This is a genomic window from Anaeromassilibacillus sp. An200 (assembly GCF_002160025.1).
Lineage (GTDB): Bacteria > Bacillota > Clostridia > Oscillospirales > Acutalibacteraceae > Caccousia > Caccousia stercoris.
The window spans coordinates 106,181-128,670 of record NZ_NFJU01000002.1; the positions used below are offsets into that span (position 1 = coordinate 106,181).

Annotated in this window: 20 protein-coding genes; 8 read left to right on the forward strand and 12 right to left on the reverse strand. The window is 59.0% G+C overall.

All coding sequences use genetic code 11. The annotated features are described in order from the left end of the window. Positions 1-177: 177 nt before the first annotated feature. The 3 genes from B5F35_RS01625 to leuC form a co-directional block, all read right to left on the reverse strand. Complete coding sequence (locus B5F35_RS01625) at positions 178-2,148, reverse strand: alpha-L-arabinofuranosidase family protein (protein WP_162611294.1); 1,971 nt, start codon at positions 2,146-2,148, stop codon at positions 178-180. Positions 2,149-2,308: 160 nt separating this feature from the next. Beyond that, positions 2,309-2,794 (reverse strand): 3-isopropylmalate dehydratase small subunit, encoded by a 486-nt coding sequence (gene leuD / locus B5F35_RS01630; RefSeq protein ID WP_087237423.1) that lies wholly within the window; start codon positions 2,792-2,794, stop codon positions 2,309-2,311. A 12-nt stretch (positions 2,795-2,806) separates the two neighbouring features. Continuing rightward, a complete protein-coding gene (gene leuC / locus B5F35_RS01635; RefSeq protein ID WP_087237425.1) occupies positions 2,807-4,069 on the reverse strand; it encodes a 3-isopropylmalate dehydratase large subunit in 1,263 nt (420 codons plus the stop codon). A 174-nt stretch (positions 4,070-4,243) separates the two neighbouring features. Here leuC and B5F35_RS01640 point away from each other — a divergent pair, with 174 nt between their 5' ends. Beyond that, positions 4,244-4,858 carry a Crp/Fnr family transcriptional regulator gene (locus tag B5F35_RS01640; RefSeq protein WP_162611295.1) on the forward strand — a complete coding sequence of 205 codons (615 nt, stop codon included), beginning with the start codon at positions 4,244-4,246 and terminating at the stop codon, positions 4,856-4,858. Between the two features lie 197 nt (positions 4,859-5,055). On the opposite strand, the gene B5F35_RS01645 is transcribed toward B5F35_RS01640, so the two are convergent. The 3 genes from B5F35_RS01645 to B5F35_RS01655 all read right to left on the reverse strand — a co-directional run bounded on the left by B5F35_RS01645 (position 5,056) and on the right by B5F35_RS01655 (position 6,951). Beyond that, entirely contained in the window at positions 5,056-5,823 is a 768-nt protein-coding gene (locus B5F35_RS01645) for a hypothetical protein (RefSeq protein ID WP_087237429.1), read from the reverse strand. Positions 5,824-5,902: 79 nt separating this feature from the next. Further along, positions 5,903-6,559: an HAD hydrolase-like protein gene (locus tag B5F35_RS01650; protein ID WP_087237430.1), complete on the reverse strand. Its 657-nt coding sequence runs from the start codon at positions 6,557-6,559 to the stop codon at positions 5,903-5,905. Positions 6,560-6,564: 5 nt separating this feature from the next. Then, a complete protein-coding gene (locus tag B5F35_RS01655; RefSeq protein ID WP_087237432.1) occupies positions 6,565-6,951 on the reverse strand; it encodes a thioesterase family protein in 387 nt (128 codons plus the stop codon). 427 nt (positions 6,952-7,378) lie between these two features. Between B5F35_RS01655 and dusB the strand changes: the two genes are divergently transcribed. From dusB to B5F35_RS01685, 5 genes are all read left to right on the forward strand, one after another. Further along, on the forward strand, positions 7,379-8,386 hold the full coding sequence (gene dusB / locus B5F35_RS01665; RefSeq protein WP_087237436.1) for a tRNA dihydrouridine synthase DusB: 1,008 nt from the start codon (positions 7,379-7,381) through the stop codon (positions 8,384-8,386). 72 nt (positions 8,387-8,458) lie between these two features. Next, positions 8,459-10,132, forward strand: coding sequence for a dihydroxy-acid dehydratase (gene ilvD / locus B5F35_RS01670; RefSeq protein WP_087237438.1), 1,674 nt, complete (start codon positions 8,459-8,461; stop codon positions 10,130-10,132). A gap of 102 nt (positions 10,133-10,234) precedes the next feature. Next, positions 10,235-10,753: a hypothetical protein gene (locus B5F35_RS01675; protein WP_087237440.1), complete on the forward strand. Its 519-nt coding sequence runs from the start codon at positions 10,235-10,237 to the stop codon at positions 10,751-10,753. Between the two features lie 13 nt (positions 10,754-10,766). After that, entirely contained in the window at positions 10,767-11,384 is a 618-nt protein-coding gene (locus tag B5F35_RS01680) for an RNA polymerase sigma factor (RefSeq protein WP_242969358.1), read from the forward strand. Continuing rightward, positions 11,368-11,991: a hypothetical protein gene (locus tag B5F35_RS01685; protein ID WP_140401120.1), complete on the forward strand. Its 624-nt coding sequence runs from the start codon at positions 11,368-11,370 to the stop codon at positions 11,989-11,991. The genes B5F35_RS01680 and B5F35_RS01685 overlap by 17 nt, the downstream gene beginning before the upstream one ends. Before the next feature lie 271 nt (positions 11,992-12,262). Here B5F35_RS01685 and B5F35_RS01690 read toward each other — a convergent pair whose 3' ends face one another. The 6 genes from B5F35_RS01690 to B5F35_RS01715 form a co-directional block, all read right to left on the reverse strand. Further along, positions 12,263-13,801, reverse strand: coding sequence for a DUF4340 domain-containing protein (locus B5F35_RS01690; protein WP_087237446.1), 1,539 nt, complete (start codon positions 13,799-13,801; stop codon positions 12,263-12,265). Further along, the gene (locus tag B5F35_RS01695; protein ID WP_087237448.1) at positions 13,802-15,442 is read right to left on the reverse strand and encodes a motility-associated ABC transporter substrate-binding family protein; all 1,641 of its coding nucleotides are present in this window, start codon (positions 15,440-15,442) and stop codon (positions 13,802-13,804) included. It abuts the gene before it with no gap. A gap of 16 nt (positions 15,443-15,458) precedes the next feature. Continuing rightward, positions 15,459-16,163, reverse strand: coding sequence for an ABC transporter permease (locus tag B5F35_RS01700; protein ID WP_087237449.1), 705 nt, complete (start codon positions 16,161-16,163; stop codon positions 15,459-15,461). Next, entirely contained in the window at positions 16,160-17,170 is a 1,011-nt protein-coding gene (locus B5F35_RS01705) for an ABC transporter ATP-binding protein (RefSeq protein ID WP_087237451.1), read from the reverse strand. Before B5F35_RS01705 ends, B5F35_RS01700 begins: the two co-directional genes overlap by 4 nt. Positions 17,171-17,505: 335 nt before the next feature. Continuing rightward, positions 17,506-17,664, reverse strand: coding sequence for a rubredoxin (gene rd, locus B5F35_RS01710; RefSeq protein ID WP_087237453.1), 159 nt, complete (start codon positions 17,662-17,664; stop codon positions 17,506-17,508). A gap of 95 nt (positions 17,665-17,759) precedes the next feature. Further along, positions 17,760-18,323, reverse strand: a complete 564-nt coding sequence (locus tag B5F35_RS01715; protein WP_087237455.1) for a phosphatase PAP2 family protein — start codon at positions 18,321-18,323, stop codon at positions 17,760-17,762. A 341-nt stretch (positions 18,324-18,664) separates the two neighbouring features. Between B5F35_RS01715 and B5F35_RS01720 the strand changes: the two genes are divergently transcribed. Beyond that, a complete protein-coding gene (locus tag B5F35_RS01720) occupies positions 18,665-18,943 on the forward strand; it encodes a zinc-ribbon domain containing protein (protein WP_087237457.1) in 279 nt (92 codons plus the stop codon). 223 nt (positions 18,944-19,166) lie between these two features. Further along, the gene (locus B5F35_RS01725) at positions 19,167-22,427 is read left to right on the forward strand and encodes a DNA translocase FtsK (protein ID WP_242969359.1); all 3,261 of its coding nucleotides are present in this window, start codon (positions 19,167-19,169) and stop codon (positions 22,425-22,427) included. Positions 22,428-22,490: the final 63 nt, after the last annotated feature.

Consider the following 22,490-nt stretch of genomic DNA (forward strand, 5'->3'; position numbering starts at 1 on the left):
CGTCTTTATGGTGCAGCATTGCTGCACCATACAAAGATGGCGCCATCTTTGTCGCTTTTCCTAAACCCCTCATATTTGGGGTCAGAATACATCTATTCTATTTATTGGTATCAGTATAGCATGCATTCCAGGTAAAATCAACTATCAATAGGAACAAATTGGAATTTTGGATCGCCGTTATGCGCGCACCGGAATTCTTGCAACTGTGAAGCTGAACGCCGGAAGCTTGAGAGAGCCCGCAAACGGCTCCTGTGCTGTTTGCAGCGTCACCACATCCGGGTTGGTGATGCAGTTGTAATCCTCCTCACATCCGGAAATGCGGGACAGCTTCACCGCCCCAGCCGGTGCATACGATTCCGCCAGACGCAGAGAAAGATCCCTGGCCCGCGCGCTGTGGTTCACAACCTTCACGATGATTTCTCCCGCCGCCTCGTCAAAGGAAGCATTTGCATAGATCTCCTGCTCACGCAGGGCTTTTTCCTGCCCCTCCATGGCAAGGGTAACGGTCCCCAGATTCTCGCCGTACAGCTTCTGAACGTAGTAGCTGGGCGTTCCATAGGCGCGCGCGTCATCAAACCAGATCATATCCGGCGACCACTGCGCGTAGCCCACACGGGCAAAAAGCGGCGCATAGGAAGCCAGCACCACCACATCCGCGTTGCGCTCCACACCGGTGAGGAAAGCCGCCTCCGCCAGCGCGCCGCCAAGCGTGTTCGCGTCCGGGCGGTTCATGCCGTTCACCGGATGCGCGGCGTACTCGCCGGAAAAGACCTTGATGTTTCTCGGGTACGCATCGTAAAAATCGGTGTGCTCGTAGAACCATTCCGGCTTGACATAATAGTGCTCGTCCACCGCGTAGACAAAGTTCTCCTTCTTCGGCGCGGCTTCCTTGTAGAAGTCCCATGCGGCCGTATAGCGCTCCGAGGTGATATCGGGGCCCGCGGAGCCAATCAGGCGCATCTCGGGATATTTTGCATGGATCGCCTGCTCAAACGCCTGATAGCGGGAGAAGAAATCCACCTTTTCCGTCTGCCACTGCTCGTTGCCGATGCCCATCATCGTCATGCCGAACGGGGCGGGATGGCCCATCTGCGCGCGCACGGCGCCCCATTTGGTTTCCGAGGAACCATTGGCAAACTCCACCAGATCGAGCGCGTCCTGCACGAACTCCGCAAAAGCGGGATCGTCCATCTCCACCAGCTCATACGACTGGTACTGGCACGCCAGGCCAACGTTCAGAACAGGCAGCGGCTGCGCGCCGATCAGCTCGCACAGCAGAAAATATTCGTAGTAGCCCAGGCCAAGCGACTGGTTATAGTGCGAATAGCAGGTGTGGAAGCCGCTCTCCTGCTTGGTGTCATGCATGGCCCAGCGGTTAAAATTGTTCCGGCGGCTCTCCGGGCGTCCGACGCTCTCCTTCCAGCGATAGCGGTTTTCCAGCGTGTTGCCCTCGATGATGCAGCCGCCGGGGAAGCGCAGGAATCCGGGGTGCAGGCCCTTGAGCAGTTCAAACAGATCCCGGCGGAACACGCCCGCCACCGCGTCCTCCGGCATGAGGGAGATAAAATCAAACTCCACCACACCCGGCTGCGTGAGGGACAGCACAAACCGCGCGCCGCGCACATCCTCTTTTGCGGTGAGCACAGCTTCGTACCGCGTCCACTTGTGCCAGGCGTTTTCCTCCTCGCTTACGCAGGTGATCTCCGCTGCCGCGTATTCCACACGCTCCTTGACAGCCGCGACGCGCAGGCCGCCCTGATACCGGACGCAGCGCGCATAAAACGAAACCCGGTAGCTTTTTCCCTGTTCCAGACGCAGGCCGTCATATGCCTTGTTCGCAAAGCCCTGTCCGGCGTAATCGACCGTAAAACGCAGGTAATGCGGATTTGCCCGGTCCAGCGGACTGCCCATGACATACTCCATACGGCCCTGGCCATACTCCTGCGTGGGCTCCCAGGCATATCCGGGATCGTGCTTCGTGTAATAGTCGCCCACCGTGCCATAGCAGTCGAGGAACTCGAATGAGCGGTTTTCAATCATCTCCGCATACAGTCCGCCGTCTGCGGCATAGTTGATGTCCTCAAAGAACAGGCCGATCATGTCTTTTTGAATCGGCACACCTTTTTTGTCTGAAAGATAAAGCTCCATTTTTTCCTCCCTCTGTCTCCAACAATTGGAAACCTTTGCTTTTATCTGCTTTTTATTATAAAAAACTTTTTTCTCTGTGTAAACCTTTTCCCGCTCTGCAAAAAGGCCCCCGCGCCCTTTCCCAACGGAAGGACGCGGAAGCCGGGAATTCTTTTGCCTTTTACTTTTCCTGAAGGCTGTTGAGCAGCCCGCCTTTGCGGATAATGTTCTGAATAAAGGGCGGGAAGGGCTGTGCCTGGAAGGTTTTTCCGGTGGTTTCATCCTGGATGACACCGGTATCGAAATCCACGGACACCTCGTCGCCCGCCTGGATTTCCGCGGCGGCCTCGGGGCATTCCAGAATCGCCAGACCGATGTTGATTGCGTTGCGGTAGAAAATGCGCGCGAAGGTCGGCGCAATCACGCAGGAAATCCCGCTGGCCTTGATGGCAATCGGCGCGTGCTCACGCGAGGAGCCGCAGCCGAAGTTCTTGCCCGCCACCATAATGTCGCCGGGCTTAACCTTCTTCACAAAATCCTTGTCGATGTCCTCCATGCAGTGAGCGGCCAGCTCGCTGTGGGAGGCTGTATTCAGATAACGGGCGGGAATGATTACGTCCGTATCCACGTTATCGCCGTAGCGGTGTACCAGTCCATGTGCGTTCATGTCGATTCCTCCTCAGTTGAGCTTGGCCGGGTCGGTCAGATAGCCCGTCACCGCGCTGGCGGCGGCAACAGCCGGGCTGGCAAGGTAAATTTCGCTCTCAATGTGGCCCATGCGGCCGACAAAGTTGCGGTTTGTTGTGGAGACAGCGCGCTCCCCCTTGCCGAGCACGCCCATGTGACCGCCCAGGCAGGGGCCGCAGGTCGGCATGCTGAAAATCGCGCCCGCGAGAATAAACGTCTCCGCCAGCCCTTCGCGGATCGCGTCGAGATAAATCTGCTGGGTGCCGGGGATGATGATGCAGCGCACCCCGTCGGCTACCTTGCGGCCCTTGAGGATGGAAGCCGCCATGCGCAGATCCTCCATGCGGCCGTTCGTGCACGAACCGATCACCGCCTGATCGATCTTCACCTCGCCCACCTCGTCGATGGTGCGCGTGTTCTCCGGCAGATGCGGGAACGACACCGTCGGGCGGAGCTTGTCGAGCTCGATGACAACCTCACGGTCATACACCGCGTCCGGGTCTGCCTCATAGACGACGGCTTCGCGGCGGAAACGGTTCTTTCCGTAGGCAAGCGTCACCTCGTCCACCGGGAAAATACCGTTCTTCGCGCCCGCTTCGATCGCCATGTTCGCAATGCACAGGCGGTCGTCCATGGACAGGCTCTTCACGCCGTCGCCGGCGAACTCGAGAGACTGATACAGCGCACCGTCCACGCCGATCTCCCCGATCAGGTGAAGAATCACGTCCTTGCCGCTGACAAATTCCGGCAGCTTGCCGCGCAGTGTGACGCGGATCGCGGACGGAACCTTAAACCACGTCTTGCCCGCGATCATACCCGCGGCCATATCCGTGGAGCCGACGCCCGTGGAGAACGCGCCCAGCGCGCCATAGGTGCAGGTGTGAGAGTCCGCGCCGATCACGCAGTCGCCCGGCACCACGATGCCCTGCTCGGGCAAAAGCGCGTGCTCAATGCCCACGCGGCCCACATCGAAGAAATTGTCAATATCATATTTGGACGCGAACTGACGCACCTGACGGCACTGCTCCGCCGCCTTGATGTCCTTGTTCGGGGTGAAGTGGTCGAGCACCAGCGCAATGCGCGACTTGTCGAACACGGAATCCGCGCCGCATTTTTCAAATTCATTGATCGCCACAGGCGAGGTGATATCATTGCCAAGCACCAGATCCAGCTTCGCTTCGATGAGCTGGCCCGGCTCCACATGGTCCAGACCGGCGTGCGCCGCCAGAATCTTCTGGGTCATGGTCATTCCCATTTTTCCTCTCTCCTTTTCCCTGCCGCCCGTTCTCCGACGGCGTCTGTGCCTTCCAGTATGCCAGATTTCTTGCAAAAAGAATGTATCATATGTTACAATAGAAAAAATTCTGCCTGACAACGGGCGAAAAACGGCATGGGACAGACGATGCACCGGGATCAGGAGGGAAACAGCATGGCACAGCACGCGGAAAATCCGTGGAAAATCTTTGAGGAAACGCAGCCGATCCGGCTTTACGCCAAAAATCAGACGGTCTATTCGCAGGAGGAAACGGCGGTGCAGTTCTATTACCTGCTGAGCGGATCCGTGAAAATCACGCTCTCCTCGCCGGACGGCGGAGAACACATCCTGCGGCTGGTCGCGCCGGGGGAGCTGTTTGGGGAAGCGTCGTTTTTTGACGGAAAAATGCGCGTTTCCTCGGCGCGCACACTGGAAAAGTCGGAGATCATTTCCGTTAACCGTCCGGCGCTGCTGCAATGCATTGCTTTGCGCCCCCAGCTTGCGATGGATCTGATGCACTCGCTGGCCGGGACGATCCGGCTGCTCTCGGCGCAGGTGGACGCGCTGGCCTTTCTGCGCGCGGATGAGCGTGTGGAACGGCTGCTGCACGGTCTGGCGGACGAGGAAGGCATGGTGCGCCTGACGCATGAGGAGATTGCCGGGCTGGCGGGTCTTTCCCGCGTGACGGTGACGCGCGTGCTCTCGCGCCTGGCGGCGCAGGGCCGGATCGAACGCGGTTACGGCGGCCTGCGGCTCCATAAACAACCAGCTTCCAAAGAGCAAACATAAAGTTTTCGCTCAAGCCTTTTTCAAAAGGCTTGCGGGGTCTGGGGCAGAGCCCCATAAAACCGTGCGAAGCCAAAGAAAGCCAGGAAAAAGAGCGAAGCGATTTTTTCCGAACGTCAGGCTCTCAGGTGCTTTCCCGCACAACAAAGCGCCCGTTCCCCACAAAGCATATGGGGAACGGGCGCTGTATTTCTGAAAGCTTACTCCGCGGCAGAGGAAGCCGCTTCGGCGGAGGAGGAAGCATCCTCGCCGCCGGCGTTGGTGGGCGTACCCGCCACAAGGTTTTCATAAAGCTCCTTGCAGCCAACATAATAATCGGGTTTTTTGTCCAGAAGATCGTCGCGGATCCAGCGCAGGGAGAATCTGTAATCACTGAAAACCTCGCCGATCTCCGTATCGGCCAACCCCTTGCACTCAGACATCGGCAGGCGCATGTTTTCATAATCATCCGCGCCCTCCTCCGGCAGAGAACCGTCCAGATAGGTGAACAGTCCCTCCTCTGTGCCGTAGGCAACAAAGCTGTCGTCGTCCGTCAGATAAATATAGGAATCGCCTGTCTGAACGTCTCCCTGGAACTTCACGATCCCGGCCATCTGCATGTTGGGATCCATCGTATTGGCAGCCTCGCCCTGCGCAATCTCAAAGACGTTCATCTGCACGACAATCTCGCCGTCTCCGTTGATATCCTCTCCGTATTTCTCCATTTCCTCCGCGAGCTGATCCGAAAGATCAGAGGGGATTGTCTGTGAGGTCAGAATCGCGATGTTATAGTCGGGGTGAACTTTCGTCACCATATCGTAGACCATGTACGCCACAAACAGCACCGCGATAGCCGCCACAATTACATGAGTCTTGTGGTAAAACCAGAAATTATTCCATTTATCCTTTTTGGTTTTCAATGTGATCTCCGCACCGGCGCGGTTGATCTCCTCCTCGCCCGCGTGCAGCAGATACCGTTCTCTAGCCACAGCCTTCCCTCCCGGCCCGATAATACTTGTCTCATTATAGCAGGATTTCCCGGGAAAAATCCATGAATATATTGTAAATTCAGGGGAGAAGCAGATACGCCCGCAGGCCCTCCGGGGACTGCGCCGCGCCCAGGCTTCCCTCACCCGTCAGCTCACCGGGAGAGCCATAGCCGTAAGCCGCTCCGACAAAGGCGGTTCCCGCTTCGCGCGCGCCGTCACGGTCATACCGGGTATCCCCGATCATGACGGCCTGCCGCGGGGGAACACCCAGACCGGTGCAGGCCGCTTCGATCAGGCCTCGCTTACCCATGCCCTTTTCATCCTCACGGTTGCCGGACAGGAAGTCGACGCGGGAGAGGATCCCAAAGCTCTCACAGACGGCATGCGCCATCTGGGCGGGCTTGGCAGTGGCAACAGCCAGCCTTGCCCCGGCGGCACGCAGATCCTCCAACAGAGGAAGGATCCCCGGATAGACGGAACATTCCAGATAGCCGCCCGCGCGGTAATGCGTGCGGTAGCGCTCCACGGCTTCCTCCGCCTGCTCCGGAGTCAGATGGCAGAAGGTGGTGTAGCTGTACCAGAGCGGCGGACCGATGAAGCGGCGCAGCGTGTCCTCCGGCGGGATGGGCAGGCCCATTTCTTCGAGGGAAAGGCGGACACAGTGCAGGATGCCGGGATGCGATTCCGTGAGAGTGCCGTCGAGGTCAAACAGGACGGCGGAAAAACGCGGACGCATCGGACTCACCGAGGCAGGCGGGCGGCCGCCTTCTCCGGGAAGGTGGCGGCTTTCACGGACACGCGCTCATGTGTGCCGGTGGCAATCACGCCCGCGTCGTCGCGCGCCTCCAGCGTAAAGCGGAACACGCGGCCCTCCTGCGCGACGAGAGTGGCCGTGGCGGTGATGTGCGCGCCCTCCGGGGAAGGAGCGTCGTGGGAAAGGGAAAGCTTCGTGCCGACGGAGGTAATGCCCTCGTCAAGGTATTTCTGCGCCAGCAGGCAGGCGGACTGCTCGAGAAGCGCCGCGACCATCGGGGTCGCCAGCACGGGCAGAGAGCCGGAGCCAACGTGGCAGGCCAGCATCTCCGGGGTTACGATGGCTTCGGTGGACAGGGTTGTGGGATTTGACATTGTAATTCCTCCGGTTCTTTTATATAATGAGTAGTCAGAAAGCAAACGAGTTTGGACGGGTTGGAAAGGCTCCCGGTTTCGCCAGGGAACGCAGGCAGGCGCGGGGGCGCGATACGAAAAAGAGCCGTGAACTATGGCGGTTTACGGGATGCTCTCAGTTTGCAAAGGCGCGCAGGGCTTGGTGCGAACGTGCCGGGCTGGTTGGGAAACGGGCTTTGGGCGGCTCGCGAGGGCGCAAAAAAGGCGCTTCGCTGTTTTTTGCTTGCACGGATGTGCTTGCGCCTGCGGCGCTTTTATAGGGGCTCTGCCCCTATCCCCGCCACCTTTTGGAAAAAGGTGGACGAAAACTTCAAGCGGCTCCGCCGTGCTTCCCGTCGGCTTTCTTAGCTTATCATATTTTATCCCATTTGTCACGGAGGAACTCCCTATGCAAATTGGTTCTGTTACCCTCAACGGCTTCGCTCTCCTCGCGCCCATGGCGGGCGTCACCGACGAAGCTTACCGCTCCCTCTGCGCCCGCTTCGGCGCAGCCGCCACCATCACCGAGATGGTCAGCGCCAAAGCGCTGCATTACCACGACAAGAAAACACCCGAGCTCATGCATCTCAGCCCCGACGAGCATCCCGCCGGGATCCAGCTTTTCGGCTATGAACCGGATATCATGGCCGAAGCCGCGAAAATCTGCATGGAGTATTCCCCGGATTTTATTGATATCAATATGGGGTGTCCCGCACCGAAGATCGCCAACAACGGCTCCGGCTCCGCGCTTATGAAAAACCCCCTCCTCTGCGGCGCGATTGTCTCCGCCGTCGTGCGCGCCGTCCCGGTTCCCGTCACGGTGAAAATCCGCAAGGGCTGGGACAAGAACAGCGTCAACGCCGTGGAAATAGCCCGCGTCTGCGAACACGCCGGGGCCTCCGCCGTCACGGTGCACGGCCGCACCCGCGATGAAATGTACGGCCCGCCCGCCGACTGGGATATCATCCGGCAGGTCAAGCAGGCCGTCTCGATTCCCGTCATCGGCAACGGCGACGTCACAAGCCCCGCCGCTGCCGCGAAAATGCTGGAAACCACCGGCTGCGATGCCGTCATGGTGGGGCGCGCCGCTCTCGGGAATCCGTGGATTTTCCAGCAGATCAACGCCTGCCTGATCGACAAAACGCAGATCATCCCCCCGCCGGGCATTTACGAGCGACTGACGGTGATGGCCAAGCATATCGAAGCCATGTGCGAGCTCAAGGGCGAAGGGCGCGCCATGAACGAGGCCAGAAAGCACGTCGGCTGGTATATGAAGGGCGTGCGCGGCGCGGCTGAGTTCCGCCGCCGCGCCGGAGAGCTCTCCACCCGTGAGGATCTGTTCAATCTCATCCGCGACGTGCTCCTTGCCCAGCAGCAGGATACGGCGGATCCCCACGATCCGGAGGATGTTTCTTGACAAATAGATGTACGACAAGTATAATGCTTGTATGATAACCTCGTGAAAAAAGGGAAAGGACGGCGATACCCCATGAAAAGCGAATCCATCATCAACGGGCTGCAAAATGCTCCCCACCGCGCGCTGTTCAATGCGCTCGGCTTCACACAGGAGGAGATGAAGCGCCCCTTAATCGGCATTGTGAGCTCGCAGAACGAGATCGTGCCGGGACATATGAACATTGACAAGATTGTGGAGGCGGTTAAGCTCGGCGTCGCGATGGCGGGCGGCACCCCGGCGGTGTTCCCGGCGATCGCGGTGTGCGACGGCATCGCCATGGGCCATTCAGGCATGAAGTATTCGCTCGTGACGCGCGATCTGATCGCGGATTCGACCGAATGCATGGCGATGGCGCACGGCTTTGACGGCCTTGTGATGGTGCCGAACTGCGACAAGAACGTGCCCGGCCTGCTCATGGCGGCGGCTCGCCTGAACCTGCCGACAATCTTCGTCAGCGGCGGCCCGATGCTGGCGGGCACGGTGGACGGCTGCAAGGTCAGCTTCTCCGCGGCCAGCGAGGCTGTGGGCGCGTTCGCGGCGGGCAAAATTACCGAGGAAAAGCTGCGCGAGTTTGAGGAAAAGACCTGCCCGACGTGCGGCTCCTGCTCCGGCATGTATACGGCGAACTCGATGAACTGCCTGACCGAGGTGCTCGGCATGGGTCTGCCCGGCAACGGCACGATCCCGGCTGTCTACTCCGAGCGCATCCGTCTCGCGAAGCACGCGGGCATGCAGATCATGGAGCTGGTGCGCCGCAACATCCGTCCGCGCGATATTATGACCGAGGGTGCGTTCCGCAACGCACTGACGATGGACATGGCGATCGGATGCAGCACAAACAGCATGCTTCACCTGCCCGCCATCGCCCATGAAGCCGGCATCGAGCTGAACATGGATATGGCCAACGACATCAGCGACCGCACGCCGAACCTGTGCCATCTGGCCCCGGCTGGCCCGCATCACATTGAGGATCTCTATGAAGCGGGCGGCGTGTACGCCGTGATGCACGAGATCAACAAGCTGGGCCTGCTTCAGACGGATCTGCTCACCTGCACGGGCAAGACGGTCGGGGAAAACATCGCGAACAGCGTGAACAAGAATCCCGAAGTCATCCGTCCGGTGGAGAACCCGTACAGCAAGACCGGCGGCATCGCGGTGCTGCGCGGCAATCTCGCGCCCGATTCCTGCGTTGTAAAGCGCTCCGCCGTTGCGCCCGAAATGCTCCAGCATTCCGGCCCGGCGCGCGTCTTTGACTGCGAGGAGGACGCCATGGCGGCCATCATGGGCGGCAAGATCGTCGACGGCGACGTGGTGGTGATCCGCTACGAAGGCCCGAAGGGCGGCCCCGGCATGCGCGAAATGCTCAACCCAACCTCGGCCATCATGGGACGCGGCCTTGGCTCCACCGTGGCGCTCATCACGGACGGACGCTTCTCCGGCGCGACGCGCGGCGCGGCCATCGGCCACGTTTCCCCGGAAGCCGCCGTGGGCGGCCCGATCGCGCTCGTGGAGGAGGGCGATATCATCGATGTGGATATCATGAACAACCAGCTGAATGTGCGCGTCTCCGATGAGGAGCTGGCCGCACGCCGCGCCAAGTGGCAGCCGCGCGCGCCGCGCATCACAACGGGATATCTTGCCCGCTACGCCTCCCTCGTGACCTCCGGCAACACCGGCGCGATTTTGAAGGCGGGCAGCGAAAAATAAATTTAAAAAAATTTCCTCTGACTGCAACAGAATCCATCTCCCAGGTGTATCTTCATTGTCATACCAAGAAGCCCCAGGGCTCAAAGAAGGGAGATTGTTTCTATGATTCGCAAGAAAATCCTCGCTGCTGTTCTGACGATGACGCTTCTGGCGGGAACAGCCGCCGCCAGCGCCTTTGCCGCAGGCGGAACGCCGCTCCCGCTCTCTTCCGCACCGCAGGAGGACGCGCCGCCGGTCTCCGGTGAAGCTCCGTCCGATCCCGGCGCTTACTCCTTACAGGTGAATGGCGTGGAGCTGGAAGAGAGCGCCTGCCTGATGATCCCTCTTTTCCCCGTGGCGCGGGAGCTTGGCTTTACCGTCACACAGCAGGAGGACGGATCGGTTCTGGTCGACACCGGCGACGTTCACACTGTGGTGATGCCGGGAGTGGATCGGTATCAGATCACAACCAGCCACACCGGGATGGTGGGAATGAGCGCGCCGTTCTCCTTCGGCATGGCTCCCTACATTTCGCAGGAAAACGTCTATGTGCCGCTGGGATTGATCGATGCGCTTCTGAACGGGCAGGGGGATTCTGTGACTGTCTCCGGCAATTCCATTGCCATTCAGGATGCAGGCTGAGAGCAAACGGGCCGTGGAAGGTTTTCCACGGCCCGTTTTGATTCGTTGCCCGCCCCCTGCCTCCCTGCTGTTAAAAGCTGTCCGGCTGCTGCTGAGCCGTCCCGCCGCTTTGCTCCTTGCGGACAGCGGTCGGACCGGCCAGGCGGAAAAGGAAGCGCGCACCGAGCAGTACCTGACGGAATTCGGCAGCAATATCCTCCGCTTTGCCTACTCTTATCTGCATAATCAGAGCGACGCGGAGGAAGTCTTGCAGGAAACCATGATCCGCTTCTGGACGTGCCAGCCTGTCTTTGAGAACGAAATCCACGCCAAAGCATGGTTTCTGCGGGTGGCGGCAAACCTGAGCAAAAACCGGCTGCGCTACAACCGGTTTCGCACCACGGACGAGCTGGGCGAGACGCTGGCGGAGGAGGAGCGCGAGGATTTGTCCTTTGTGTGGGAGGCGGTGAAGTCCCTGCCTGTCAAATACCGCGAAAGCATCCATCTGTTTTATCAGGAGGGGTATTCCACCCCGCAGATCGCACGGATTCTGGGACAGAAGGAAGCCACCGTGCGTTCCCATCTTCAGCGCGGGAGGATGCGTCTCAAAGAAATCTTAAAGGAGGAGTACGATTTTGAGGACGACATATAGGGAAATCATGGATCATCTTTCCGTCACGGAGGATCTGCGCCTGCGTATTCTGGGAGAACTCCGTCCGAAACGAGCCCCCTCCCTTTTCGGGCTCTCCATTCCCCGCGTCGTTTCGGCTGCGGCCTGCCTGCTTCTGCTGACGGCTGCTGCGGTGGGCGTCATGCACACCCGCCTGATCGCTCCTCCGTCCACGGTCTCATCCGCAGTGGGAAACCCCGTTTCCCCCACCGTGAACACCGCTTCCGCGGAGGAGCTGGCCGCCCTTGTGGGATTCGCCGTCACGGAGCCGGAAATACCCTTCGCGGCGGAAAAGACGGAATACACAGCCTTTGGAAAGGATCTGGCACAGATCGAATGGTTCGGGGAGGACGAAAGCGCCTGCTTCCGAAAAGCACGCGGCTCTCTGGATCCCTCCGGGGATTTCAGCACCTATGAAAGCGTGACGGAAATCACGGCAAACGGCGTTTGCGTTATGTTAAAGGGCGATTCCTCCGGTTATCTGCTGGCCGTCTGGGAGGGAAGCGATTTTTCTTATTCCCTTCGTCTCTCCCACGCCCGATCGGAGCAGGAATGGCTCTCCCTGCTGGAAAACTGCGATATCTCCTGAAACAGTCATATACGCCTACCGGATTTCCCCATAAAAAACAACGCAACAATGCATGCGCGACTTGTGTCAAGGCTCAGCCTTGGGGCGTGCGCGAAAACTTTCACTCAGCTAAAAATTACAGCCAACCTTCCGCGCCGCTCCGTGGCTGGGCCGCGGGCAGCATAGCAAGACCCTCTTGCGACGTCCGATCGCAAGAGGGTCGATTTCTTTTCCTAAGCCGGGCGGCGGGCCTGCCCGCCGCTTGCGCGATTTGTGTCCAGATTCAATCTGGTTAATTGGGATCGGGGACGGTTTCGCCGTTGTTGAGCAGGACAAGGTTGCTCATGGCGAGATCCACGGTGTCGGAGAGGGCAAGGCCCATCAGCTCACCGTTGGCCACGATCGCATAGCGGCGATCGGAAACCTTATAGTATTCGATCGTATCGGGATCCGAGCCGTCATAATAGGAGAAGGTGCAGGTAAACTGCGGCTCTCCGGTGGGCATTTCCCACGTATCCTCCGCGACGGTGATCGAGATGAGGGTGAGATAGAAGTGCTTGAAGTTATCCTCATAGTCCAGCACCGTACCGTCACCGTTTTTGACCGTATAATTATAGACGGTGTTGTCCTCTGTGCTTTCCTCTTCATTCTCCTCGCGATCGATGGTGAAGTGATAATCCTGGCCATTTGCCGTGAGATCCATCCCGCTTACCGTGATAATGTTCGGAAGAAGGGTGAGCGTGCTTTGCAGATAGAACGGATCCGCGTCCGCCCAGGATGTCACTGTGCTGTTGGCAATCAGGAACACCGCGTCGATGCCGTCATACACGATGTAGCGGTTCCCGTCGGCATCCGTGGCGGAAAGCTTGAGCACATAATCCTTGCCGCCCGAGGTGAATTCACACACAACAGCGGGATCCGCAAGGCCGTAGGACTCCAAATCCTCCTGAGAAGGATGCGCTTTCACCAGGCTGTCCGCGGAAAGGCTGGTGAGAGATGTCGTGATATCGGACATCTTCGTGGAATCTGCCGTCGCATGGCGAGGCTCCGTCATGAGATAGCCGTCTTCGGGATCGTACTCGATCGTCACAGCGCGCTCAAACGCCGTGCCGGAAAGATGCAGAACGTCCAGAATCGCGGACTCCGTATAGGTGCCGGTCGTCTGTGCAACGCTGGCGGCACTGGACGTATCCTCGCCGATCTCCAGCTCAAAGAGCGCGGTATCGGCCAGATCGTTGACGGAATCAAACAGAACGGAGCTGATCGAAGCAAGATACACTTCATCGGAGCCGTCCGGCTGGACATAATAATAGCCGCCGTTTTCCACACCGATGCTGTAGGAATAGGTGGAGCCGTCCTGATACACGGCCGAAACCGTCGCGGTGGGATCGGTCAGCCCGAATTCCTCGGGATTCTCCACCGTGCCAATCGATTTCTGCGCGGTCAGGGAATAGCCCGCCTTTGCAAGGGTGGAAACATTGTCGTTCAGCGCCAGGCCCTCCAGACCGTCAACCTCGTAGACTACCTCGGTCTGCGGCTCCGCGGCTTCGCTGGACGCACTCTCGCTGCCGGAGGAGGCAGCCTCCGAGGAGGTTTCAACCGTCTCCGTATGGGCGTGGATGGTGATGGTCCCCGTCTCATTTGTGACGGTGACGCTGGCCAGATCCTCGTCCGTCTTTTCAATCAGAGCAACGGTGGAGGAGGAAGAAGCGGCAGCCGAGGAGGTGGTGTCCTCCCCTGTGCCGCCCGTCAGCGTGAGGGCGGCGACAGCGCCGCCCAGCACCACGACGCAGGCCAGGGCGATAATCAGATATTTGCTGTTTTTTTTCATTTACAGATGCCTCCTGCGGAAGAACACAACGATACCGGTGATCAGGAAGGCGAGCGGAATCAGGATGGTGAACACGCCCAGGCCGATGAACATGATCTGCCCGTTGGACATCGCGATATCATACGTGACGGTCTGTGTGGGCGTGCTGTAAACCGCGGTGGAGGAACCGGTGGTTCCGGTCGCGTACTTGGAGAGGTCCGTGATATACTGACCGTTTCCATAGGTGGAAGAATTGGTAAAGGAAGCGTTGAAGAGATAGGGGCTGCCGATGACGATGACATTGGCGTTGAAATACTCACCGTCCTCGCCCTTGATCATCTTCACGCCCGCGGCGGCCAGATTGTACGAAGCGGTTTCGTCCTTCTTTTCCTCCTGCGTGGCCACATCATAGAGATAGCTCGACTCAGAGGAGGTCAGCAGCGGATAGGTGGTCACACTGTTGCGGCCTTCCCAGAGAATTTCAATCGGGTTGGTCTGCGGGCTGAGGATATAGCTGTAGCTGTCCGCGCCGTCGAGATCCAGCGAATCGGAAACGTTTGCGAGAAGCATCTCCGGGGACTGGACATAGCTGGCGGAATCGCCTTCAATGACCTCGGCGGGGGTTACGTTCATACCCCACTCGTTCAGATAGCTGTTAAGCACGGGGAGCTCTCCCTGCGCCGGATAGCACACTACCATCACGCTGCGGTCCAGAGAGGTGGTGGTATCGTTGAGGTAGGTGTTCAGCTTCTCCACCTCCGCTTCGGAAAGGTCGGTGGCGGGAACGCCCAGCACAACGATCTGCGCGGACTCGGGGATCTCCTCGGTGAGAAGGTTGAAATCCACGGTGTCGAAGTTGTTGTCGTTGAGGATCTCCTTATAGGAGGTCATATCCAGCATCTCACTGTGGCCGGTGTCAAAGGCGACAATCGGCATGGTGTCGGCGTTCACGGCGCTGATCGCGGAAGCCAGAGCGCCGTTGACGTCTGTGTAGGCGATCTGCTGGTAGGTGCTCTGATCGTACTTAACAGGGAACAGATCGGAGGAAGTAACCACGCGGTAACGCTTCTCCGTGCGCACCAGCACGCTGCCGGAGGTCAGGCCGTCATACTCGCTGAGCATGCCGGGCTCCTTGTCCGGGTTTTTGTATTCCACGGTGATGTTGGAATTGCGCTCGGCCATTTTGGCGGAAATGGAATCCACCTTCTGATAGTTGGAATTCGCCTTGGCGGTGCTCTCCTCCATCATGATGATGATCTCGGTCTTTTCGTCCACCGTGTCCACAACCTCACCGGCTTCCTCGGAGAGGCTGTTATCCGCGGATTTGGTCATATCCAGGTTCATGGACGGGAAGCGCTCGCCCAGAATGCCGACCAGCACGTTCACGAGTACAACCACCACGATGAACACCGCCGTCAAAGCGGTGGCCATGGAGCCGTGCTTGAACTTCTGGCTGGTAAACATCTGTTTCAGGGAAACCTTTTCCTTCTTCTGCTTGTTTTTCTTATTCTTGTTCTTTTCCTCGCTGCGCTTTTTGGCCTGCTCGGCGGCAGTCTGCGCCTCCTCGGAAATCTCCGGGGAGGACTCAGCGGCAGCGTTTACGTCCTCTGTGTTTTCCGGCGTGCTGTCCACGCGCGGGTTCTTCTCGTTGTCGTGATTCATCGTTTTATGCCTCCCTTTAGCTCCATCTTCTGCTTTCGAGCCTGCGGGCGGTCAGGAAATTGAACACCGCGACGACGCTCACGAAAAAGACAACGCTGGAGATATTGAAAATACCGTTGGTGAAGGGGGTATAACGCGCCTGGAAGGAGATCCAGGACACAACCGTCTGGAAAAAGGTGTTGTCCAGCATGCTGCCGAAGGAATCGATCAGCATCAGCAGGATGCTCACGCCGACCGTACCGACCAGCGCGACGATCTGGCTCTCCGTGAGGGAGGAAATGAACACGCCGATCGCGATGATGGCCGCGCCGTACAGCAGCGAAGCGACAAAGTTGCCGAAAATATGCGACCATGTGGGATCCGAGAACGCGCCGATGATGAAGGCGGGGATCAGCGTGATGGCCAGTGTGATGAGATACACGGTGAAGGCGGACAGGAATTTGCCCCAGACGATCGCCGTCACGCTCACGGGCGCGGTGATCAGGGCCTGATCCGTCTTGTTTTTGCGATCCTCACTGAGCGTTTTCATCGTCAGTGCGGGCAGGAACAGCATGCACCAGGTGAACATGATGCCGTACACCTGGCCGATGTAATAGGAGGAGCCTGTCATGACGACCTGGAAATCATACACGCCGAACAGGAACAGGACAACTCCCATGAACACATACGCGATAGGGGAATAATAATAGGAACGCAGCTCACGTCTCCAGATCGCTGTCATGCCTCATCCCCTCCTTCCTTCACTTCGGAGCTCTCCGACGGAATCACCGCGGGATGCTGAATGGATTTCGGAATATACGAATCGCTTGTCAGGCGCAGGAACACGTCCTCAAGCGAAAGATCGCTGCTCTTGAGCGCGAGAAGCGGCATGCCGCAGCGCGTGCAGCAGGCAAACAAATCGCGGCGCAGATCCTTGCCGGGAGCACCCTCGATCGAATACTCGCACACGCCCGGCTCCTTCTCTCCGAAGGATTGCAGCTCGATAACGTTCTTTACCGAGCGCAGATTTTGCAGAACCTCATGCTCCGGACCCTCGATGCGGGCGATCAGGCGGTGGTCGCTCGACAGATCATGGCTGAGCTTGTCGGGCGTGCCGTCCGCGACGATCACACCCTTGTTGATCACAAGGATTCTCTCGCACACGGCCTGCACCTCGGGCAGAATGTGGGAGCTGAGCACAACCGTGTGGTTGCGGCCCAGGTTTTTGATCAGGTTGCGGATCTCGATGATCTGCTTCGGGTCAAGGCCGACGGTCGGTTCGTCCAGGATGAGCACCGGCGGATTGCCCAGCAGGGCCTGCGCGATGCCGACGCGCTGCTTGTAGCCTTTGGACAGGTTCGCAATCAGGCGCTTGTAAACATCGTTGATCTTGACAAGATTGCAGATCTCCTTGATGTGCTTCTCCTTCGGGATCTTGACCTTCTTGAGGTCGTACATGAAATCAAGGTACTCCTTGACCGTCATGTCCATATACAGCGGCGGCATTTCCGGCAGATAGCCGATGAGCTTTTTGACCTCGGCGGGCTCGTCGAGGATGCTGTGTCCCGCCACCGTCACTTCGCCCTCGCTGGCGGAGAGGTAGCCTGTGATGATGTTCATCGTGGTGGACTTACCGGCGCCGTTCGGCCCCAGAAAGCCCAGGATAGTACCCTCCTCCACGGAGAAGCTCACATGGTCCAGAGCCACATTTGAGCCGTACCGCTTCGTGAGGTTTTTGACCTCGATCATCCTGAATTCCTCCTATATGCTTTGCCCTCTCCCCTGTGGGGGTCCTGCGCCAAAGAGCGGGGAGGGGACAGCCAAATCTCCCGATTTGTCAGTTCTCTGAATTTTGCTCCGTGCGCACGGTTCCTATTTTAGCGAAAATCCCCCATAATTGCAATCCCAAGTTTACCAGCGCCAAGTGATTATTAGGTGATAAATATATGAATAAAGTGTTAATAGTGAGCCAAAAGCGGAAATCATCCGTATTTTTTGTAGAAATAAGACAAAAAAAGAGCCTTCCTCCCATGGTACAAAACCACGGGGGAAGGCTCGAACGCTTGCTTTTGTTCCCGGAAGGCTTATTCCTCGCTGAACATATCCTTGCCGACGCCGCACAGCGGGCAGACCCAGCTGTCGGGCAGAGCCGCAAACGAGGTGCCGGGGGCAATACCGTTATCCGGATCTCCGGCGGCGGGATCATAAATATAACCACAGGCGTTGCAGATATACTTTTCCATTTTGCATACTCTCCTTTTTTATCGGCCCTTTGGACCGTTTCCTTCTGTCTCTCAGTATAGCGGCAGCAAAGGGGTTTGTCAATAGAAAACAAGAATTATTCCTGTTTTTTATTTTTCCCCATTTTCCACACGCCCAGCGGCGTTTCCGACGGAAAAAAGCGGCGCGCCAGAAAGACGCAGGCCGTCCCCACCGCAAAGCCGAGCAGCGAGCCGATCAGCACATCGCTGGGATAGTGCACAAAGAGGAACGCGCGCGAAAACGCAATCAGCGCTGCGAGAATCACGGCAGCAATTCCCCACCACCGTTTCCCGCAGAACAGCAGCACCGCCGCCGCCGCAAAGGACGAGGCCGAATGCCCGCTGGGAAACGAAAAACCGCTTGGCAGGCGAATCGGGGGGATCAGCTCCGGATGATCCACAAAGGGGCGCGGCCGCTCCACAATGTTTTTCAGAACGATATCATTCAACAAAAAGGTGATGGCAAGCGCCGCCAGCAGCAGCACTCCCACACGCCGCCAGCGCCGGACGCACAGCAGGACCACCGCGGCCGCCAGCCAGATCAGCCCCGCGTTTCCAAGAAAGCTGACAAGCGGAAAAAAGAAACGGGTAAAATCGTTATGCAGAAAATCGCGGAAAAACTCGAGGATTGCGACATCCATAAAGGAAGCTCCTTCCCCGGGCGAAGCCCGTATTCCCGGCGGACCCGGATATTCGCTTTTATTATATCCTGCCGGATCGGAAAACACAAGGGAAAACAGGCGTTAAAATTCTTTTGTCACATTAAAAACTTCGGTTTTGTGTGGAAAACCACCAAGAAATTGGAATAATTCTGTGGGGGTGTGTCAGAATGATAAGAAATTCGTCTGCTTTTCTGTTTTTTTCAGAGAAAAAACTTTCTTTTTTGGAACCTATTGACAAAAGCGAAAAGATAGCGTATAGTTATCACAGTGCCTGAGTCAGTTCGGAGCACATATTTTGAGTAAACGAGGTATAGCATCCAATGTACGAGGACAAGACTTTAATCTGCAAAGAATGTGGCGCCGAGTTCGTGTTCACCGCTGGTGAGCAGGAGTTCTACGCGGAGAAGGGCTTCACCAACGAGCCCCAGAGATGCAAGGCCTGCCGTGCCGCCCGCAAGACGGCCAGAGGCGAAGCCGGTGGTACCCGCGAGACGTTCGACGCTGTCTGCGCCGAGTGCGGAAAGCCCTGCAAGGTTCCGTTCCAGCCCAGAGAGGACCGTCCGGTCTACTGCAGCGATTGCTTTGCAGCCAGAAGATAAATCTAGTATAAACCTTATATCAGATTTTCGGTACGCCCTTCGGGGCGTACTTTTTTTGTCTCCATGGATTTGACAAACGCCGCCGCAAAGCCCTATAATATTCCTATCCTATTATATATAGCACACGATTTCCCGCCCGCGCTCCAACTGCCGGGCGGCTTTTCTTCTCACACGGAGCCCTTCGGGGCCGCAGCAAACTTATCGGGAAGGTCAGGTGACTGGGGTGCCCAGCAGACACGAAAAAAGGAAAAAAGAAGGATGGTTTTCCGCCCTCTTTGGGCGCGGACGTGAGGAGGAGCAGCGCCGGAGCACCCCGCCCCGGTCGGAGGCTCCCCGCGATCCTGTGGAGGAGCGCCGCCGCGTTTTGCGGGAATCGGGACCCGTTTCGCAGGCAAACCGATCGTTCAATATTGACATTGCGCTGGATGCGCCCATGCAAAAACCCGCCGCACAAAAGCCCGCTGTGCAGAAGCCTGCCGCACAGAAGCCCGCTGTCCGGCAGGACAGCACGCAGGCAAGCCCCTCCCCGCAGCGGCAGACAAGCGCACCGGCGGCAGCATTCCCCTCCGCACGCCCGCAAACTTCCGTCTCCCGCACACAGGCCCCCTCTTCCGCGCACACAGGGGCTCGTTCCTCCGCACCGCCGCGCCCTGCTTCCCCACCGGCAGCGCGCCGCCCCGCCGCCCAGCGCAATGTGGTGCCGGAGCCGTACCGCTCTTACTATGCGTCCCTGCCGAAAAAGCCGTATTATCCTGTGGCCGTGCCGCTCAAACCGGAGCCGCCAAAGCCCACAGTCTACCCTGTGCGGGAGATCTATGGAAAGCCCCGCCCCAATCCGCGCAGTATTGTGATTCCGGCCCGCCTGATTCCGGCGCCGCCGGTATTCTCTGCCCGTTCGCCTGACGGCCGGGCGCCCGTGTCCCGTCTGGAACCGGAGACGCCGCGCGAGCCCACCGCGCGTGAGCGCCTGATCGCTCTGGTCTCTGAATCGGCACAGCCGCCTTCCCGCCCCACCGCTCCCGTTCCGGCGGAGAAGCCTGCCGAGCCCGCAGAACCGGCTGCCGCTCCTGCCCCGGCAAGCAAACCGGCCGAACCCGCCGCCGAATCCGCTCCGGCGGACGTCTCCATCTGGGATCGGCTGGAACAGACGGTCTCCCATCCCTCCGGCCGCCCTGCCCCGCTGATGCGTCTGTCGTCCGAACCGCAGGAGGAACCGGAAGAAGAGGAGGAACCAGAGGAATCAGAGGAAACCATGGAACCGGTTCTTCCCACTCCGGAGCCGGAACCAGAACCGAAGCCAGAACCAGAACCGGAAGCGGCATCCACCGCCGCACCGGCTCTGACGGAGGAGGAGCAGGCCCAGGCACTGGCGGCGCTGCTCGATCATGCGCAGTCCGCCCCGCCGTCCTCCGAATCCCCCGCTCCCCTGACCCGCGGCCCGCTGGCCCCCGAACCGGAGCAGCCGGAGCCGGAAAAATCGGAGCCGGAGAAACCGGAACCTGCCCCAACGGCAACAGACCTTCCCCTGCCGCCTCCCGCCGGATCCGGCCATTATGTATATGTGGATAACAGCGACGACTGGGACGACGATCCCTTCTTCACCAACTGGGATATCGAGCAATTCCCCGACGAAGAGCCGGAGGAGGGGGAGGAGGCTTCCCCTGAGATTTCCCAGGAAAGCGAGACAGCACCGGCCGAGATCCTCTCGGAGGCCGCTGTCACAGAGCCGGATGGAGAAGCTTCTGCGGAAAGCACCGAGCAGAGCGAGCAGCCGGAAACACCCGCCGTCCCGGCAAGCACATCGCCCGATACTGCCGCAGTCGTAAGCGCTGCTCCGGTCAACAATGCTCCGGCGGCTGCCCCACCCATAAGCGCGGCTCCCGTGAGCAGCGCCCCCATAAACAGTACCCCCGCCAATTCTCCCGCACCGGCGGCCCAGCCTGCTTCCCAGCCTGTTTTCCAGGCTACCGTCAAACCGATCCGTCCCGCCCCCAAAACACCGACCGTCGAGGTGCCCGCTATCCCCACGTCCCTGCTGGAATACAGCCCTGAGCCGGACATGGACTCGGTGGAGGAGGAGCTGAATGCCAACGGCGAAAAGCTGATTGAGACGCTGCAAAGCTTCGGCGTACGCGCCACAATGCTGGAAGCCTGCCGGGGTCCGGCGGTGACGCGGTATGAGCTTCAGCCTGCCGCGGGCGTGAAGATCAGCAAAATCACAAATCTCTCCGACGACATCGCTCTGAACCTTGCCGCCACGGGCGTGCGCATTGAAGCTCCGATCCCCGGCAAAGCCGCCGTGGGAATCGAGGTACCGAACCGGAAGGTCAGTACGGTGCGCATGCGTGAGCTGATCGAATCCTCCGCGTTCCGGCGCGCGGAAAGCCCGCTCACCACGGTGCTCGGACGCGATATCGCGGGTGAGCTGGTGATGGCCGATCTGGCGCAGATGCCCCACCTGCTGATTGCCGGCTCCACCGGCTCCGGTAAGTCCGTGTGCATCAACTCGCTCATTGTGAGCCTGCTTTACAAGAGCACGCCGCAGGAGGTGCGCTTCCTCATGATCGACCCGAAGGTGGTCGAGCTGGGAATTTACAACGGCATCCCCCACCTCATTGTCCCCGTGGTGACAGACCCGCGCAAGGCCGCCGGAGCGCTCGGCTGGGCGGTAACGGAGATGCTGCGGCGCTACCAGCAGTTTGCCGCCAACAATGTGCGCGATCTCAACTCCTATAACCGTCTGGCACAGGAGCGCAATTATATTGATGAGCAGGGCATGCGCATGGAGCACATGCCGCAGATTGTCATTATTATTGACGAGCTGGCCGACCTCATGATGGCTGCCCCGAACGAGGTGGAGGATTCCATCTGCCGTCTCGCGCAGATGGCGCGCGCCGCCGGCATGCATCTGGTCATTGCGACGCAGCGGCCGTCCGTGGACGTCATCACCGGCATCATCAAGGCGAACATCCCCAGCCGCATCGCGTTCGCCGTGTCCTCGCAGGTGGACTCCCGCACCATCCTTGACATGGGCGGAGCCGAAAAGCTGCTGGGACGCGGAGATATGCTCTTCTCCCCCATCGGCAACAACAAGCCCACCCGTGTGCAGGGCTGCTTTATCGATGACCGTGAAATTGAAGCCGTTGTGGAGTTCATCCGCCAGGCCGCCTCCGCCGAGTATGACGAAGGCGTGATGGAGGAAATTGAACGCGGCGGCACACAGGAGCAGTCCAGCGAAAACGACACCCCGGACGGCGATCCGATGATCCCCGAGGCGGTACGCTGTGTGGTGGAGGCCGGGCAGGCGTCCACGTCTCTCTTGCAGCGCAGGCTGCGCCTGGGCTATGCCCGCGCCGGGCGGCTGGTCGACGAGATGGAGCAGATGGGCGTTGTCGGCCCGCACGAGGGCAGCAAGCCCCGCCAGGTGCTGATCACCTGGCAGCAATACCTGGAAATGGCGCAGAACCGCGGCTGGGAGAGCTGATCCCGCTTGACAGGACTTGCTTTCATGCGGTACAATAAAAATGTTATTTTGCAATTTATCAAC